At 53.9% G+C, this 16,378-nt stretch carries 20 protein-coding genes and 2 pseudogenes; 9 read left to right on the forward strand and 13 right to left on the reverse strand.

Features of this window, described 5'->3' with window-relative positions:
* Nucleotides 1-4: 4 nt before the first annotated feature.
* Nucleotides 5-1,072: an O-antigen ligase family protein gene (locus F6R98_RS04610; protein WP_194270137.1), complete on the reverse strand. Its 1,068-nt coding sequence runs from the start codon at nucleotides 1,070-1,072 to the stop codon at nucleotides 5-7.
* Between F6R98_RS04610 and F6R98_RS21515 the strand changes: the two genes are divergently transcribed.
* From F6R98_RS21515 to F6R98_RS04620, 3 genes are all read left to right on the forward strand, one after another.
* Nucleotides 1,062-1,355 (forward strand): hypothetical protein, encoded by a 294-nt coding sequence (locus F6R98_RS21515; RefSeq protein ID WP_194270138.1) that lies wholly within the window; start codon nucleotides 1,062-1,064, stop codon nucleotides 1,353-1,355. The genes F6R98_RS04610 and F6R98_RS21515 overlap by 11 nt on opposite strands.
* A 62-nt stretch (nucleotides 1,356-1,417) precedes the next feature.
* Nucleotides 1,418-2,587, forward strand: a complete 1,170-nt coding sequence (locus F6R98_RS04615) for a glycosyltransferase family 9 protein (protein ID WP_153247985.1) — start codon at nucleotides 1,418-1,420, stop codon at nucleotides 2,585-2,587.
* A gap of 31 nt (nucleotides 2,588-2,618) precedes the next feature.
* Nucleotides 2,619-4,070, forward strand: coding sequence for a mannose-1-phosphate guanylyltransferase/mannose-6-phosphate isomerase (locus F6R98_RS04620; RefSeq protein WP_153250902.1), 1,452 nt, complete (start codon nucleotides 2,619-2,621; stop codon nucleotides 4,068-4,070).
* A 166-nt stretch (nucleotides 4,071-4,236) separates the two neighbouring features.
* Here the strand turns inward: F6R98_RS04620 and F6R98_RS04625 are convergent, their stop codons facing one another.
* The 11 genes and pseudogenes from F6R98_RS04625 to F6R98_RS04670 all read right to left on the reverse strand — a co-directional run bounded on the left by F6R98_RS04625 (nucleotide 4,237) and on the right by F6R98_RS04670 (nucleotide 10,374).
* Nucleotides 4,237-4,995 (reverse strand): YbaN family protein, encoded by a 759-nt coding sequence (locus F6R98_RS04625; RefSeq protein ID WP_194270139.1) that lies wholly within the window; start codon nucleotides 4,993-4,995, stop codon nucleotides 4,237-4,239.
* Nucleotides 4,996-5,085: 90 nt separating this feature from the next.
* The gene (locus tag F6R98_RS04630; protein WP_228125084.1) at nucleotides 5,086-5,841 is read right to left on the reverse strand and encodes an HvfX family Cu-binding RiPP maturation protein; all 756 of its coding nucleotides are present in this window, start codon (nucleotides 5,839-5,841) and stop codon (nucleotides 5,086-5,088) included.
* A 41-nt stretch (nucleotides 5,842-5,882) separates the two neighbouring features.
* Nucleotides 5,883-6,446, reverse strand: a pseudogene (locus F6R98_RS04635) (HvfC family RiPP maturation protein); the annotation flags it as partial.
* 96 nt (nucleotides 6,447-6,542) lie between these two features.
* Nucleotides 6,543-6,746 (reverse strand): multinuclear nonheme iron-dependent oxidase, encoded by a 204-nt coding sequence (locus F6R98_RS04640; protein WP_153247988.1) that lies wholly within the window; start codon nucleotides 6,744-6,746, stop codon nucleotides 6,543-6,545.
* A 337-nt stretch (nucleotides 6,747-7,083) separates the two neighbouring features.
* The gene (locus tag F6R98_RS21520; protein ID WP_194270140.1) at nucleotides 7,084-7,323 is read right to left on the reverse strand and encodes an anti-sigma factor family protein; all 240 of its coding nucleotides are present in this window, start codon (nucleotides 7,321-7,323) and stop codon (nucleotides 7,084-7,086) included.
* Entirely contained in the window at nucleotides 7,323-7,622 is a 300-nt protein-coding gene (locus tag F6R98_RS21860; protein WP_228125085.1) for a sigma-70 family RNA polymerase sigma factor, read from the reverse strand. Before F6R98_RS21860 ends, F6R98_RS21520 begins: the two co-directional genes overlap by 1 nt.
* Nucleotides 7,609-7,932: a sigma factor gene (locus tag F6R98_RS21865; RefSeq protein WP_228125086.1), complete on the reverse strand. Its 324-nt coding sequence runs from the start codon at nucleotides 7,930-7,932 to the stop codon at nucleotides 7,609-7,611. The genes F6R98_RS21860 and F6R98_RS21865 overlap by 14 nt, the downstream gene beginning before the upstream one ends.
* A 33-nt stretch (nucleotides 7,933-7,965) precedes the next feature.
* A complete protein-coding gene (locus tag F6R98_RS04660) occupies nucleotides 7,966-8,496 on the reverse strand; it encodes a cytochrome c biogenesis CcdA family protein (RefSeq protein ID WP_265588133.1) in 531 nt (176 codons plus the stop codon).
* Nucleotides 8,480-8,686, reverse strand: coding sequence for a hypothetical protein (locus F6R98_RS21870; protein WP_228125087.1), 207 nt, complete (start codon nucleotides 8,684-8,686; stop codon nucleotides 8,480-8,482). Before F6R98_RS21870 ends, F6R98_RS04660 begins: the two co-directional genes overlap by 17 nt.
* A gap of 34 nt (nucleotides 8,687-8,720) precedes the next feature.
* On the reverse strand, nucleotides 8,721-8,942 hold the full coding sequence (locus tag F6R98_RS21875; RefSeq protein WP_228125088.1) for a thioredoxin family protein: 222 nt from the start codon (nucleotides 8,940-8,942) through the stop codon (nucleotides 8,721-8,723).
* A 481-nt stretch (nucleotides 8,943-9,423) separates the two neighbouring features.
* Nucleotides 9,424-10,374, reverse strand: a complete 951-nt coding sequence (locus tag F6R98_RS04670; RefSeq protein ID WP_153247990.1) for an AraC family transcriptional regulator — start codon at nucleotides 10,372-10,374, stop codon at nucleotides 9,424-9,426.
* Between the two features lie 105 nt (nucleotides 10,375-10,479).
* On the opposite strand from F6R98_RS04670, the gene F6R98_RS04675 reads away from it, so the two are divergent.
* The 5 genes and pseudogenes from F6R98_RS04675 to F6R98_RS22965 form a co-directional block, all read left to right on the forward strand.
* A complete protein-coding gene (locus tag F6R98_RS04675) occupies nucleotides 10,480-10,893 on the forward strand; it encodes an MAPEG family protein (RefSeq protein WP_228125089.1) in 414 nt (137 codons plus the stop codon).
* Between the two features lie 119 nt (nucleotides 10,894-11,012).
* Nucleotides 11,013-11,666, forward strand: a complete 654-nt coding sequence (locus F6R98_RS04680) for a glutathione S-transferase family protein (protein ID WP_194270141.1) — start codon at nucleotides 11,013-11,015, stop codon at nucleotides 11,664-11,666.
* A 34-nt stretch (nucleotides 11,667-11,700) separates the two neighbouring features.
* Nucleotides 11,701-12,411 carry an SDR family NAD(P)-dependent oxidoreductase gene (locus tag F6R98_RS04685; protein ID WP_228125090.1) on the forward strand — a complete coding sequence of 237 codons (711 nt, stop codon included), beginning with the start codon at nucleotides 11,701-11,703 and terminating at the stop codon, nucleotides 12,409-12,411.
* 116 nt (nucleotides 12,412-12,527) lie between these two features.
* Nucleotides 12,528-13,124 (forward strand): Uma2 family endonuclease, encoded by a 597-nt coding sequence (locus F6R98_RS04690; RefSeq protein ID WP_153247992.1) that lies wholly within the window; start codon nucleotides 12,528-12,530, stop codon nucleotides 13,122-13,124.
* Between the two features lie 549 nt (nucleotides 13,125-13,673).
* Nucleotides 13,674-13,841: pseudogene (locus tag F6R98_RS22965) on the forward strand (IS4-like element ISPpr4 family transposase); the annotation flags it as partial.
* A 477-nt stretch (nucleotides 13,842-14,318) separates the two neighbouring features.
* Here the strand turns inward: F6R98_RS22965 and F6R98_RS04700 are convergent.
* Nucleotides 14,319-14,690: a helix-turn-helix domain-containing protein gene (locus F6R98_RS04700; protein WP_228125091.1), complete on the reverse strand. Its 372-nt coding sequence runs from the start codon at nucleotides 14,688-14,690 to the stop codon at nucleotides 14,319-14,321.
* Between the two features lie 292 nt (nucleotides 14,691-14,982).
* Here F6R98_RS04700 and F6R98_RS04705 point away from each other — a divergent pair, with 292 nt between their 5' ends.
* Nucleotides 14,983-16,362, forward strand: coding sequence for a sensor histidine kinase (locus tag F6R98_RS04705; RefSeq protein ID WP_153247994.1), 1,380 nt, complete (start codon nucleotides 14,983-14,985; stop codon nucleotides 16,360-16,362).
* Nucleotides 16,363-16,378: the final 16 nt, after the last annotated feature.

Here is a 16,378-nt window from a genome sequence, read left to right on the forward strand (position 1 = left end):
CAGTTTACGATTCCAATGCGATGAGAGGGGCGCTCAGGCTGATCAGCATCAGCGCGTAGAGTGCTGCAGTGTATTTTAACTCGAATACCTCGGTAGTCATGGCACTGATCAACTCGATTATGACATAGCTGAATCCGACGACGGCGGTGTTGCGGGTCAGTTTGTCGCTGGCGCGCAGCCGCGAGCCGAACAGTAGAAGGGGCGCCAGAAAAAGCGCTACGCTGGAGCACAGACCCCAGACGCCGGAACGCACCATGTTGGTGGTGATTTCATTGTGAAAACCTGACATCACGGCGCCCCAGCGTCCGAACTGGCTGGTAAAAGCCGCAAACTCGGGCGTGTTAATGGCTGAGAAATAGCCCATATCTCCCCACCCGCCCCAGGGATGCATTAAAAACAGGTGATAGCCCATGCGCGCGAAAGAGATGCGCAGTCCCACCGAGGTGTCGGGGTTAACTTCGTTCCAGCGGTAGTCGGCAAACTCCCGTATTCCCAAAGCCAGTCTGTCATGTACGACATCAATGTGTTGATAAAGTAAAAGACTGGCCAGTATCGTTGCCAGCGTAGCGAGGATCTTCACCCATAAAGGATGTCTGCATTGAGGACCTTTGGTGAACGCCAGCAGGATCAGAACAAGAGGAAACGCCATCCACCCGGTTCGGCTGGCGGAACGTACCGACAGGTAGCAAGCCAGGATGAATGCGGCAACCTTGAACAGCTTGACTCCCCATTGATCAATTCCTGTCCAATTGACGGACGCGAGGCTCAGCAGCCCCAGGGACAGGGTAATACGGCCGAAGTTGAGCGGATCCGCTACCGAAGTCGCCAGTCTTTCTTCTCCCCAATGCAGGTTGGGAGCGTAAGACGCGATGGCCCAGGTTGCGAAGACTGAAAGCGGAATGCTTAGATGCAGCATGCGCGGCGTATTTACACGGGTGCGCAACAACGCCAGCAAAATCGGAATTGCGAGCAGAAAGCGCAACGGCGAGTCGAAACCCGGCCATGAAAATTGCTGTCGGAAAAGCTGTCCCAGAAAGACCGCTACGGCGGGAGCAAGCAAAATGACCGTCAAAACAGCGATCCAATTCCTGTGTGACTGTGATTGTCTGATGTTCCGGGTGCAAAATAGTATGTATAGAGCGATGAATGCGGCGGCGAAAATGGCGACATTAACCCAGCGCGGTACGGTTAGCGCAAAAACCGGGAAACCGGCCATGCATATGAAGAATAGCCGGCAGGCCGCTGTGAGTACGTTTGGTTTTTGTGTATCGGGAAAATCCATCAGCGGACAGGGATTAAACGGAGAGAGAACATTATTCGGTCTGAATTTATGTAGTATGCTTAAATTTTGGTAAACTAACGCTCAAATTCTAGCATACCCTGTTGATGTGGTGCCGTCATTAAAAAGACTGTTTCATTGAGCCTGTATCTGGCCGCTCATACGCTGCTGCGCATACTCGCTAATCCGTTCTGGCTACCGGTTGCGCTCGGAAAAATGGCTAATCTGTTAAAGGATACCGGGGTGGCAGGTTTCAAACAATACCTGTTCGGTGAATATCTGCCGCGCAATTATTTGCTGAAAACCCGCTATAGTCTGCGCGAACCCACGCCATCCGTTTATGAAAAGGTTGCTCCCTTGTTGCCGGACGGCTTTTTCCGGGACAAACAGGCTTATTCCGCACGAGGGTTTACCTGTAAACCGCGCATACTGGTGATACGATCCGGCGCTATGGGCGACGTCCTGCTGGCGACGCCGATTATCCGCAAACTGCATCAGGACAGGGAGGGGTATTGCGAAATAGATGTGGTTACCCGTTACCCCGAGGTGTTTGCCAACAGCCCGTATGTGCGCGCAGTGCTGACGCGCAAGTTGCTGAAAAAGCAGCGGCGGGCTTACGATCTGATAATCAATCTCGATATGGTGCTGGAGCGTAACAAGGCCGTGCACGTGACCGACTCTTACGCGCTGTATGCTCATGGCGTAACGGACTATGATAAACAGCCGGAGCTTTTTCCTGGGGAAGGAGATTCCGCCCAGGTGCGAGCGCTTACCAGCGGGTTTGTTCAGGGGTATATCGTTGCCCATAACCGGCGCGACCCCACTCAAGCTTACCGCAATGTAGATGAAACGCTTTGGAAACAACTGCTGGAAGATCTTTCCGTTTACGGCTTGCCTATCCTGCAGGTCGGCTTGCCGGGTCTGGATATTGCGCTTCAGGGCGCCGGGCTGATGGATTTCCGTAATCGTCTCAGTCTACAGCAATTACAGCTACTGATCGCAGACGCCCGTTTATTCGTAGGAACCGATGCCGGACCGCTGCATGTAGCGGCAACCACCTCAACGCCGATAGTCAGTTTTTTTACTCTGGCGCATCATGACGCACGTAAACCGTTACGTGCTTCGATGGATGAGCGTTTCATTCCAATTACGCCGGAACTCGATTGCTATGGCTGTAATCAGGATAATCCGCTACCATGGGGGGGGTTTTCGTGTAGACGCGGAGATAATGCCTGTTCCGGCGCTTTTTCGATGGATAAAGCGCGAGCCGCCTGTGTGCATCTCGGAAAACTTCTCGATTCATTATAACTGACTGATAAGCTGGTATTACTAATTGACTATGCTGATTCCTGTGATCTTGTCCGGCGGCGCCGGCACCCGGTTATGGCCGGTTTCGCGCGAAGGCCATCCGAAACCTTTCATGAAACTTGCCGATGGCGAAAGTCTGCTTGGCAAGACCTATCGGCGCGCTGCAGCATTACATGACAAGAATGGCGGCAAACCGAAAACTATATTGACGGTTACCCACCGCGATTATTACTTCATGAGCCGCGACGAGTTGGATCAGAGGGATTTGAACGGCGAGTTTTTATTGGAGCCTTTTAGCCGTAATACCGCCGCCGCGATTGCTCTGGCGGCTCGTTATGCGATAGCGCTCCATGAGCCGGAAGCGGTGTTGCTGATTTTGCCTGCAGACCATCTTATCCTGGATCAGGCTGCATTCGCACAAGCCGTCGTTCAGGCCGGACGTTTGGCTCAGCAAGGATATATGGTTACTTTCGGCATCAAACCCAACGCGCCTGAAACCGGTTTTGGTTATATCGAATGCGGGCAGCTTTTAGGCGGGGAGGGGGCTGGGTATGACGTCGCCCGTTTTGTCGAGAAGCCCGATCTGGAAACAGCAAAAGGTTATGTGGATTCGGGGCGGTACCTTTGGAATTCCGGCATGTTTGCATTTCAAGCGGCTACCTTTTTGCAGGAGTTGTCGCGTCATGCGCCTGAAGTGAGTCTGAGTGTCGAACAGTGCTGGAATCATCTGGCATCGTCCGCTAAAGACGCCAGCTTTATTGAAATACCGGCGGATATATTTGCGCATGTTCCTGATATATCAGTGGATTATGCCGTTTTTGAAAAGTCGGAACGCGTCGCTGTTGTGCCGGGCGATTTTGGCTGGAGCGATATAGGTTCTTGGAATGCGGTGCGCGATCTGCTGTCGCCAGATGAAAACAACAACCGTAGCTGCGGAGATGTCGTTCTGATCGATTCTTCAAATACCTATGTTCAAAGCGATGGACGGCTGGTGGCGGCGTTGGGCCTCGATAATGTCATGGTGATCGATACACCGGACGCATTGCTGGTCGCGCATCAGGATAAGGCGCAGGATGTCAAGAAAGTTGTCGCCCAGATTAAAAAAACCAATCATGAGGCCTACCGACTTCATCGCACCGTAGTGCGCCCGTGGGGTAGTTATACCGTTCTCGAAGAAGGCCCACACCATAAAATCAAGCGTATTGAAGTTAAACCGGGCGCATCGCTTTCACTGCAGTTGCATCATCATCGCAGCGAACATTGGGTGGTGGTTAGCGGAATGGCGAAAATTACCTGCGACGGTCGCGAAACGCTGATACAGGCCAACGAGTCCAGCTACATCCACGCCGGGCAGCAACACCGCCTGGAAAACCCAGGTATTCTTCCTTGCACGATGATAGAAGTTCAGTGCGGAGAGTATCTGGGGGAAGATGACATCGTGCGTTTCGACGATAAATACGGGCGTAGCACCGGGGCGCTTTGAAGGCGAGCAATGCCTGTCTTTTACTGTCCTTGTGCCGAGTGAAAAATCGGTCCGGGGGCATGCACTCCTGGACGCACTCAATGCGGCGACCCGAAATGTAGTTCCATAGCGCTTGCGTAATGCGGGGTACGCATGGCCCCCGCCCCCTGTTTTGTTAAAGGGCTATTTACACAGCCGGTTCAGCCGAAGGCGTAATACCAGATTGCCGGTCGTCAGGCAGGCTTTGAATTCCGTACAGGCTTAACAGTACGGATACTGCGACCAGTCCTAATGAAAGCGGCGTTTTCGGCAGGACCAGCAAAGTGAGGGCGGTTACAACAAATAATATCTGCAACAGCTTTTTCTTCGACTCATAACTCAGCGCGTAGTTTTGTTCCCAGTCGCGGAGAATGTCTCCGAGAAAGTGCGATTTCAGTAGTTGCGTGTGCAGCCTCGGCGAAGAACGCGCCAGATAATAGCTGGTGAGTATCAGAAACGGCAAGGTTGGGATACCGGGCAGGATCATTCCTATAATCGTCATTACAAAGCTGGCGGAGGCCTTTAAAAGCAGCCAGATACGTAGTTTGCCCGTAGCTACAATCGGCTGTGCGCGCAGCATTTCCGTATGGGTCTGCGTTGCGTCGTCTGATTTCCCTGCCGGTAGCGCCTTCCAGGCCGTCAGGCCGGCGCGAATGGCCTCGGCAACAGAGTTTGCCAGTTGATTCGGGCTATCGCACCCGGGAGTGAAATCGACGTTGAGCGTAGCAGCGTTCAGATCGATATAGGCGTGATCTATATTGGGCTGCCAGAGCAACGCCGCGATAATTTCACGGCATAAGCGTCTGTGCTTTGCTTGAAACAATACGTGGCATTGGATGTACAGCGCATTGCAGCCATTTGAAAATGAAATTTCGAATTTCGGCGCGCCGTGACCTTTTTTGTGCATTGAACTATTCCTCCTTCCGCAGCTATGCCTTGGATTATCATAGCAGACTATCATGCACGCCGGGTCACTGCGGAATTATCCGGAGGATTATTACTTCGGCAATGCCGAGTCTGTGCCGAGCTGAAGTTTGTTGATCCAAGCGTCCAGACCAAGCATGCCAGCCCCGCCAAACAATAGCGGTAACAGCATGGTCAGATCCAGCAGTGGCAATTTGTAGTTGCCGTGGCCGCTGTCGGTAATCGCATAGCCCGATAGCAGCTCCGCATAGCTTGACCATTGCGCAGGCGAGTGCACACTCGCAATGGCTACCAGGGTAATGGTTATCAGAGCAAAGCTGAAAAACCGCGTGGCTATTCCAGGCAATAACGATGCCGCGCCGATCAATTCGAACCAGGTAGCCAGCCACCAGTTTGTTTCCGTGGAAAACAGGCTGAAAGGAAACGGAAAGCTGAGATCGGTAAACCAATTTTCGCCGTACAGTTTCATCAATCCCGCTTCCCCGAACTCATAAGCGAGAATCAAGCTGAGAAAAAATGGTGGTATCAATGCAGCTTTACCATTCAACCAGTTTGATAGCTTACGGTAACCTTCGACTGTCCTGCTTGGCGTCGGCAGCCGGATCAATGCCTGAGCAGGACAAAGTGGACAGGTGTTTTCCGCAGTTTGATGGTGGGCTTGGTTTTTACTGCAATCGTTCATGGTTTGCTCCGTAGCTAAGGCAGTTTGCGGTAAAGGCGCTGTAGCGGCTATGCCACCCCGCTGTCTGAGTTGGTGAAGAATATCCAGGCCGAATGCAATAATTGCATCGGCATCGGGCGACTGCATTTCTGTTGCCAATTGCAGCAAGGCTTGCTTTCCGGATAAAACGCCGTTTGCCAGCAGTCCGATCAGACGTGCAGTCGCGGTGCGTTGATCTCGAGAAATTGAGCCTGATCGTCTCGGTCGCGAAAGCCGAAAACATATGTTTCCTCCTGCATGCGCTCTTGAAAGGACTCTTGTCGCCACGGTTGCCATTTTTGCCAATCGTGTTGTTCCGGTCCGATACGGTGTACCGGGTAGGCATAGCGCAATAGCGTTCTTACCGGCATGAAAATGATGCGGTTTTTCAGTAGATCGCCGTTGTTTTCCATCGGCTTTTCCTCAGCTTGTGCGATGGCGAGCACCAGTTCCATCCATTCGAAATGCGCAAGCTCGTTCAGAAAAGGCGGATCGGAAGGGTCTGAGCGTTCATGCTGAAGGAAGTTGATGAATTCGTCAGGTATTTGGCGGTAAAACGGCGACAGGCAGCGATGCCGGGCAATAAAGTCCTCGACCAGGTTTTCCCAGCGCCGTTCGCCCAGCAGCCCGTGGCTGATTGGAAAACAGCTCAACAAACTGTCTTCTATTTTATTTCTCAGCAAACCGGCGTAGATATCCATATCTGCCGTTGCAACGCCCTGTGGCGGCTGAACAGCGCGCGGATTCGCAAATACTGCGTAAACTCATGCTGGTAACGTTGAAAAGACGGGAGCGGGGTTGTTGCGCGCACTATCATTGCGATTACTCCTTCAGGCCGTGCGTTTTAGCTGGCTGACTTGATGGATGCGTTGCCGTTCGGCTATCTCTCCCACTTCGGACAGCAGATGTTCCAACGGCGGAATATTAAAATCGCGTTCCAGCAGGGTCGGGAACACGCCAAACGCGTCATATGCCGTATCCAGCAAATCCCAGACCGGATCGATCACCGGCTGTCCGTGAGTGTCGATGATCAAATCGGGTTTTTCCCGATCGTGTCCGGCGACATGCCTTGGTCTTGGCGGCCGTCGCCGCGTCGGGCGCTTTTTTAGCGCTGCATTTGCCTTCGCCGCATTTTCCGGCCTTCATCTTGTCGCTCGCTTCCGCGACCACCGTAGCGTTGGGCAGCGTTTTCATTGCGAAGGGATTTTCGCTTGCGTTCACGGAGGGAGAGAGCGCAACGGAAGCAGCAATAGCGCCCAGAGTCAGCGATAAGGTCTTGTTGTTCATGTCGTATTCCAAGGGTAATGATGGCCGAAAATATCAAAACAAATAGCGGGACAGAGCGCACATGATTTCAATAGGATGTTTTATTCATGTGCGTACTGTTTTTTTGATGCGTTCCCGTGCTTCGTCGCTGAGTCCGGCATGACCGGATTGATGCCGATCATCCAGCCGGTTAACCGCTTTGCGTAGAAACTTCAGTTGTTTCTCAAAGTTCGAGCAGGCGGAACAAAGCCAGAGATGGATGCGCAGCTCAATGCGTTTCATGCGCGTCAAGCGCTGATCCATCCCTTGCGACAGCAGGTAACCGGCTTCCTTGCAAGTCAACATTATTCTGCCTCCCGGCTGTTTTCAAACCAGCGATATTCCAGGCATTGCCGCAAACTCATACGGGCACGGTAGAGGATCACCCCTACGTTGGTCGCACTGCAATCCAGTTCATTACAAATTGCTTCGTTGCTCATGTCGTGTAACTCTTTCAGGATAAACACCTGGGCCATTCTGGGCGGCAAGCGCTCCATACAGCGCTGTAAAAAATCGAAAAACTGATGTTGTTCCAAAGTCTTGACGGGATTGCCCCAGCGCGCAGGGCGTGTATTCCAGTGTCCGTCCTCTCTAAAAAAAATCATCGGCATCCGTTTCGCCGGGTAACGCGGCGGCGCTATCCTCGTCCAGCGGCTGTTCGCGTCGGCTGCACCGGAAATGATCGATGATCTTGTGTTTGAGTATGCCGGTCAGCCAGGTGCGCTCGCTGGACAGTCCGGCACGCTGATGATGCGCGGACAAAGCGGCCAGCAGGGTTTCCTGCACCATATCTTCGGCAGTGCTTTCGTTTTGAACCCGCAGCAGCGCAAAGCGGAAAAGATAGTCGCCGTGTCCGTCCAGCCACTGTTCGGGCGTGGAACTATGACTGAAATCCCGTGATTGCATTACATCCATATTTAATAATGAATCTTGTTGCCTGTTACCGGTTTATACTGAAATGCTAAGCCGTATCAACCATAGGGGAGCATGGTTTAACACCCAGGCCTCGAAGGTTTTATCCAGTCCTGTGACGATCAGGATGCCTACTATCAATAGTAAGCATCCAAGCAGCTTCTTTCCTGTGTTGCCTGTAGCCGACAATCCGGTCTTGAAGCGCAGTATGGCCTGGTGAGACAAGCTACCCATCACGATCAGAGGAAGGCCCGCACCGAAGCCAAACAACGCCATGATCAATGCGGCCTGGCCCAGATTTTCTCCCTGACCGGCCAGCGTGATGGTTGCACCAAGGGTGGGGCCGACACAGGGGCTCCAGACAACGCCTAAAATCAGACCGAACAGAAACTGGCCGGTCAAGCTATCGCCGGATATATGTTCGAGCAGAGGTTGCCCGTCGCTGCTTAAACCTGATGCGGTGGAGGCAAACTTCTGCTGCAAACGTCCGGATAGCAATATCAGGCCGAACAGGATTAACAGAACGGCGGCGATGTTGCGGAGCAGAGCCTCATCCAGGCCGATCAACTTCCCTATCGTTGCCAGGAAGATGCCGACTACCGCAAACGACAGGCCCAGCCCGAACGCCAGGCCCCAGCCCGTGCGCGGTCAAGGCCGTGCCGACGAGTATCGGAATCAGCGGCAATACGTACGGAGACAGCGCGGAGAGTCTGCCTGCAAGGATACTGAATCCGTAAACGCCTAATGCAGCCAGCATGGTCAGTAGCTCAAAGCGCTTTTTTGAGCAACGCTTAGATACCCTGTTTGCTGGTATCGCCGAGGCTGCGCCCCATTTCCCGCCCGCCCTTGAACATAATGAGCGTGCTTTGTCTGTCGGCGTTGAAAGTTTTCACTACCTGTTTTTGCCCATCGAAATCGACGCGCAACGCGTTGATATGCCGGTAACTGTCCTGTTTGAGCAGTTTCTCGATGATGGGAGGCTTGCGCTCTGCATGTCGGGTACCAATCCGCATGGATGGAAATCAGAATCGGCTGACCTTCTTTCTGCAGACGATCGAACTTTTCCTGCGTAAAGGGTTCTTCGCCGGCAAAGGCCGGCGCGGCGAGCAATAGAGATAGAAAAGCGGAACGGAGTAATTTGATCATTTTACTGCCTCGAAAGAACAAAGCGATGCCGTGACTTGACATCAAAACCAGTTGAATAACCGGTGACCGGCTGCTCCCGGCATGGCCATCAAGATGATAAGTGTCGTCATCCATAATGCACGGGCCTTTGGTGGCGCAGCATTTATCGTTCATTCTACCCATCAGTGACATGGCGACTCCAATACGAAAGTGAAGGGGGATGGAATCACGGTTGCGATTCCGTTCATTAGTCGTGATAGGAAGCCTGTTGTTACAGAAGAACAAATCAAAGTACGAAAGTGGTCTACACGCCGGCCATCTTTAATGCCGTGCGCGCCGTACCCGTAATTGTGGTGCAATACAGCGCTTTTAACGCTGCGTCGTCCGCCAGTAACCAGGGGCATGCCCTAGCTCTGCCTTAAAGGTGCGGGTAAATGACGGCGCGGCTTCATAACCCAGACGATGGGCAATCTCTGCAATGGATACATTGCTATCGATCAGCATCCGGCAGGCCAGATTCATGCGCCAGCGCGTGATGTAGGTCATCACCGCCTCATTCATGGTTTCCCTGAAGCGGGCGGCGAAACGCGAAGGCGATAAGGCCACCGCATCGGCCAGTTTCGCCACGCTCCAGGGCGCGCCCGCCTCCGCGTGAATAAACCACAGCGCCTGCGCAATCTTGGGATCGTTCAGTCCGCGAAACCAGCCGGGCGGATGGTTTCCGCCGCGACGCCAGTAGGCGCGAATGGCCTCGGCGCAAAAAATTTCCAACAGGCGCGATGCGGTAAATCCTTCTCCGCGAGACGGGCGTGACAGTTCCAGCGTCAGCATGTCCGCCGCCAGCGCCAACATCGGATCGGCTTGCGGGCCGGCGGTCGCAACGGTTAATACCGGCGGCAGGGCCGACCATAACGGATTGAGGGGCGCGGCTTGCAGCATGAACACGCCGCATAAAAGCTCCGTGGTATCCGGCGCGTCCGGCGCTCCCGGAGCGGGCTCCGATCCGGAAATGACTTGCTCCAGCGTGACGGCTTGATCAGGCGACCCAAAGGTCATGCGGTGCGCCGCGCCGCCGGGGCAGATAACCACCTCATGCGTTCGCACCGTGACAGGCGCATCCTGTTCCATCTGAAGGCTGAATTCCCCCTTGCGCACCAGATGAAAGGGCACGACACGTTTTGAGCGGTCGAGTTTGAGCAACGCCTTGATCTGCGCTTGTTCGGGTAAATCGATAGCCCACGGCGGCGCATAGCATCTATGCAACAGCGCGCTGCCGCTGATACGTAAATCGGCTAAAGCGTCTTCGAAGGGTTTGTCCATTGACGAAAAGTTGTTTCTGCTAAAAAAACAGTATTAATAGATATATTTGCTACTGTGTCAACAGGGGATACTATTTCCTCCAGTCACTACTAGGAGCAACACACCATGCCACAAGCCATTACACATTTATCCAGCGAACTTTTATACACCGCGCTGACGGCGCTGTTCACCGGGCTGATCTGGGTACCGATCATCATTAACCGTCTGAGCGAAAACGGCGCATGGTCGGCGCTGAAAAATCCGAAACCCGATACCCGCGCGCGCGCCGAATGGGCCTACCGCGCGGATCACGCGCATCGCAATGCGATAGAAAACCTGGCGGTGTTCGCACCGCTGGCGATCATTGTGCATATACTGGGCCTTTCCACGCCGTTAACGGCGGCTGCGGCGCTGCTGTTTTTTGTCAACCGTGTCGCACACGCGGTCATTTATATTATGGGTATACCGCTGGCGCGCACCATCGCGTTTGCGATAGGCTTTTTCTGCCAGATGATACTGGCCTGGCGCATTTTAATGTAGGGAATGGCTCGACCGTCCGGCGGATGCGCTACGCTTATCCGCCCTACAATAGGGCGGCGTCATCTGCTGGGGTGACGAAGCGTAGCGCGTCCGCCAACACACTGTTCATTGGAGGAATCATGGCTATCAAATTTTATTATCTATCCGGTTCGCCGTTTGGCTGGAAAGTCTGGCTGGCGCTGGAACGCAAACGCATTGACTACGAGATGGTTTTACTCAGCGCCGATGGCGGCGATTTGAAGCAGCCCGGTTTTCTGGCCATCAACCCGCGCGGCAAAGTGCCGGCGATTAGCGATGACGGCTACAATCTTTATGAATCGTCGGCAATTTGCGAATACCTGGATGAGCGCTATGCCGATAGCGGCGCTGGTCTATGGCCTGGCAACTTGTGTGACAGAGCTACCGGAAGGCGCATGGAATCGGAAGTGGGCGCTTATATTTACCCGCCGCTGCGCCGTCTGGTTGAAGAGCTGCTGTTCAGGCGCGAGGGCATTCCCGATGAAGCGGCCATATCTTCGGCGCGCGAGGCCTTGGCAAGCGAATTAAACTTGTTCGCGCAGGCAGCCGTGGGGGATTTTCTGCTGGGACATGAGCCGTCGCTGGCCGATTTTGCTCTTTATCCGATGACAGCGCTGCTGGACCGACTCGATCTGCGCCACCCGCAACGCGCGTTTAGCGGGTTGATGCCCGAGCCGCTCAAATCCTGGTCCGGTCGCGTGGAGGCGCTGTCGTATTTTCAAAAGACCGTGCCGCCGCATTGGCGCGCCGGATAAAGCCCTTCATGCACCAACGATAACGGAGCGTCCCATGTCAAATATAAAAAATCCGGTCTGCGTCATAGTGGGCGCAGGACCCGGTAACGGAGCCGCTCTGGCGAAAAAATTCGCCGGGGAAGGCTTTGAAGTTGCGCTGCTGGCGCGCAACAGGGAGCGTTTGTCCGAATTGGCCGCCGCTTTGCCGCGAGCGCAAGCTTACGCCTGCGATGTCATCGATACCGCGTCGGTCAGTTCTGCATTTAACGCCATCGCTCGGGACATGGGCGCTGTGGATACCGTGATTTACAACGCGGGTAAAGGCATATTGGGCGACGCCTTATCGGTCTGCATTGATGACTTCGAATCAGCCTGGCGCGTCAACGCGCTTGGGGCCTTTGTCGTCGCCCAGCAGGTCTTGCCCGCGATGAGACAGGCGGACAAAGGGACGATTTTATTCATGGGCGCAACGGCTTCGCGGCGCGGCGGCGCGAAAACCGCCGCGTTTGCGCCTGCCAAGGCGGCTCAGCGCATTTTTGCGGAATCGCTCGCCCGCGCCTACGGGCCGGACGGTACTCATGTCGGCTTGATCATTATCGATGCGGTAGTGGACGAACCGTACGCGCGCTCGCAGTTTCCCGACCGCGAAGACAGCTTCTTCTGCAAACCCGCCGATATCGCCGACTCCGCGTTCATGCTGGCGAAACAATTGCCGTCGGCCTGGACATTCGAACTCGAGCTGCGTCCGTCCGGCGAGCGCTGGTAAGCGGCAACCAAATAGCCGGCGCGTGCAGGTAACTGCTGGGTTGGCAACCGCCGGGACGCTTGTCAGCTCAATGACTCGCATGTTAATTTTGTGCCGGCGGCAACCCGGAGCTTATTATGGCACTCGCATTGAAAGACAATAACTTGTACTGTTACGGCGACTATCTGAACTGGCCGGACGATGTCCGCTACGAGCTGATCGACGGTTATGCTTATTTGATGTCGCCCCCCGGACCCGATTTGTCGCATCAGGACATAGCGGGTGAAATTTATTTTCAGGTTCGACAAGCACTGCGAGGAAAACCCTGCCGCGCTTTTATTGCACCGCTGGATGTTCGCCTGCCCAAACAAAATGAAGCCGACGCGCAGATCGACACCGTGGTTCAACCCGACGTCATGGTGGTTTGCTCGCCTGAAAAGCTGGACAGGCGCGGCGTACGCGGCGCGCCGGACTGGGTCGTCGAGGTGCTGTCGCCGTCTACCTCCGGGCATGACCAGATCAAAAAGCGTAGCGTATACGAACGCCATGGCGTGCGCGAGTATTGGCTGGTGCATCCGACCGACCGCATTCTGACTGTTTACCGGCTGGAAAACGGCGAATACGGAAAGCCGCTGCAGTCGCAACTGGAAGGCGAAACCCCGGTTGGCATTCTGCCGGACATCGTGATTCGCTGGGACGAGGTGGTCGCGCGCTTACCAGAAGATCCTTATTGACTTGGTAGGGGTGCAAAGCAAAAGCGCTGTCCATGAAAGACACGAAAAGCACGAAATGTGGTGGCAGTTCAGCTCAATGAACCAGCGCAAGTCAGAATGGGGTCACCGATGAAGGGGTGTGGCAAACGCGAGTGCCGGATTGACAGGGCGACGGTCAGACGCATCCGGATGAACTGACGGAACGGACACATGGTTGGAAAACCAGGGATTCAGTCGGCCATTGATGCATATAATTGACCGGGAAGCGGATCCGGCTGGCCATTGGCGGCAATGGAACACAGCCGGGCAAAGATGGCGGGTACGGATCAGGGGCGGATCAAAAGTTCACTTTGAAAATCGGGCCCATAGCGTTGAGGAGGCAGCCCGGCAGCTGGTGTTCGAGCAGGTGCGTGGAGTGGATTGCAAAGGTCGGACGGGAGAATAATGGCTGGCCAGTGCCGAAGGGGTTGTCACCCGTCCCGCCCCAAAGGAAAAGACGCCCAAGGCCAACGGGTAACAGCCATTCCGGGCCACCCCTTAGCCGCCCGCTGGGTGGCTGGCCGGATACGGGACCAGGAAGGCAAGCTCCTCGCGGAATGGTATCTGCCGACCAACGCGGAGTTATCTGTTCCGGCAGAGCGGATTGCCTTGTGGTACAACTATCGCCGGCAGATAGAATCGTTCTTCAAACTGCTCAAGGCAGCGGGGCATCAGTTGGAATGCTGGAACAGGAAACCGGACCGGCGTTATTCAAGCGCGTCCTCATTGCCACGCAGGCGTGCGTACTGGCTTGGCGGCCGATGCGGGAAACCGGTGAACAGACGGTGCGCACGCGGGAGTTTTTGGTGCGTTTATCGGGACGGCAAACGAAGCGAACGCGCCCGGTCACCGCACCCGCTTTGCTGGATGGTCTGTTCAAGCGCTTCAGCCTATGGGGCGTCTTGAATGAATATTCCATTGAGGAATTGCAAGCCTTCGCCGACTTTGCCTTTCCTCGAAGGTTTGAAACTCCAGGAAAGGCGAAGGGAGATGTGTAGATGCCCATGCTCCCATGGAGAGGGAGTTAAAAACAATTACTTATTTACTTGCGTAGATACCCATGTCTAAAAGGGATAGGCAGCGGTATCTGAATAGTTACCTTTGATATTTTCGTGACTTTCGTGGGCATGCACGCTTTTTCTCTGAGTCTGTAATCGGCTATTGGCCCGGCTTTTCTCACTTCCCCACTCTTTTTTCCGCGACCATCGGCAAGTCTTTCGCTTCGAGCAGCGCGCTCAAGCGGTAACTCATCTGCGCCCGTTCGCCAACGGTCAATGCATCCAGACTCAGTAGCATATCGGCCATCCAGTCATCTTCGCAAAACAGATAGGCTACCGGCACCTCAAGCATCCGGGCAATTTTCTTCGCTACGTCGAAGGGCGGTTCATGCACGCCCGTCTCGTAACGGCTGATTCTCGCACTGCTGCAGCCTTCATCCAAACCGATCAACACCCCCAGGCGATCCTGAGGCATGCCAAGACGATTGCGCGCTTCGCGCATTCGTTTTCCGAAACAGCTGGTAATCTGCTTTTGTTTTTTTGCTCCCATGCGGGAATAGTCCCGGTATAGGCGTTGCGCCGTCTCTACGTTTTACGTAGAATGGAAAGCAGAACCCGAAAGTATACAGAATGATGAACCATTACTGTCAACGGCAAGGCAACGAAGCCGCCGTCTGAGCGGAATGGATTGCCGATGCCCGTCGGGGTATATCCGGCCGATCAAGGATTGTGTAAGCAAAATATTGTAAATGAAAGATTTCATAGCTGATTCACTATAAAATATAGATCCGGTGTCCAGACAACGGTTTCAATCAAAAACTAACGTCACCAACAGGATAAAGATGTATTCTGTTTTGCCCGCCATTGTTTCTCTGATATTCCTTTGCTACGGCATTTATGCGCTGATCGATCAGGGCTTTACCCAGATCAGCTTCAGCCTGTTTTTGCTGTGTATCACAACTTTCTGCTGGCAGTTCGGATGGACAGTGCTTTTCCAGCTAACCGATCCTGAAGCGGCTCTGTTCGTCATCAAGTTTGGCTATCTGATGATCCTTTTCATACCTGCCAGCATTTATCATTTCCTGAGCGAAATTTGCGAACGCAAGCAGGAGCGGCGCTATGTATATTTTTCCTACGGTTTTTCCGCGTTGCTCGCGGTTTTCCTGTTCGGCTCCGATCTTTTTGTTTCAGGATATTACCGCTATTTCTGGGGCTATTACCCCAAAGTCGGACCGCTTCACTCCGCGCATTTGTTGCAGACATTGATTGTGTTGATCCGCGGGCTTTATATTACGTACAGGGCGCAAAAGGATTCGGCTCCCAATATGCGCATGCGCTACAAGTTGTGTCTATGGAGCCTGTTAATCTATTCTTTTGCCGGAGTCGATTATCTTTGCAACTACGGATTCGAGTTCTATCCTCCGGGCGTGGCGTTTATCGCCATCAGCCTCGGAATCATCGCATTCGGTATCGTCAAATACGATATTCTTAACCCGATAGCAATTGCTGCAACGGTCGCGCACGAAATGCGTACGCCTCTGGCGACAATTCGCATTCAAGCGATGACAATCTCTCAATATTGGCCGGAACTGTTCGAAGGCTATCAGCTTGCGGTCAAACACGGGCTTTGCGAACAGCGTATCCGCCCCCGTCATTTGCACATTCTGTCCGACTTGTCGAACAGAATAGCGCGTGAAGTCGATCGTTCCAACATGGTGATCGATATGATGCTCGCATCGGCTTCAATAGAACAACCCGATACGCTGGTTTTCGAGCGACATTCCATTTGGCATTGCGTGGATGAAGCGCTGGAGCGTTACCCGTTTAGTGACGGCGCCAAGGAAAGGCTTAGCGTAAACAAAAACGACGCGGGTTTCGACTTTCATGGTTCGGATACGTTGCTGGTCTGCGTGCTGTTCAATCTGTTGAAGAATGCCTTGCATGCGCTGACATCTTCGGGCAGCGGCGAAATTTACATCAGCAGCGCCAAGGCGGGACAGTACAATCATTTAATAGTCACAGATACCGGCCCTGGCATTCCCGCCGAGTTACTGCCGCATATTTTCGATATCTTTTACACCACCAAGCGCACCAGTGGAAGCGCGGGGCTGGGGCTGGCATTTTGCAAGCGGGTAATGACCGCATTCGGCGGACGCATTTCATGCGACTCCAGCGTCGGCGAATATACCCGTTTCATACTGGAATTTCCGGCAATCGCTTAAACAGGCTACACAGTTT

It is taken from the genome of Candidatus Methylospira mobilis, from assembly GCF_009498235.1.
Lineage (GTDB): Bacteria > Pseudomonadota > Gammaproteobacteria > Methylococcales > Methylococcaceae > Methylospira > Methylospira mobilis.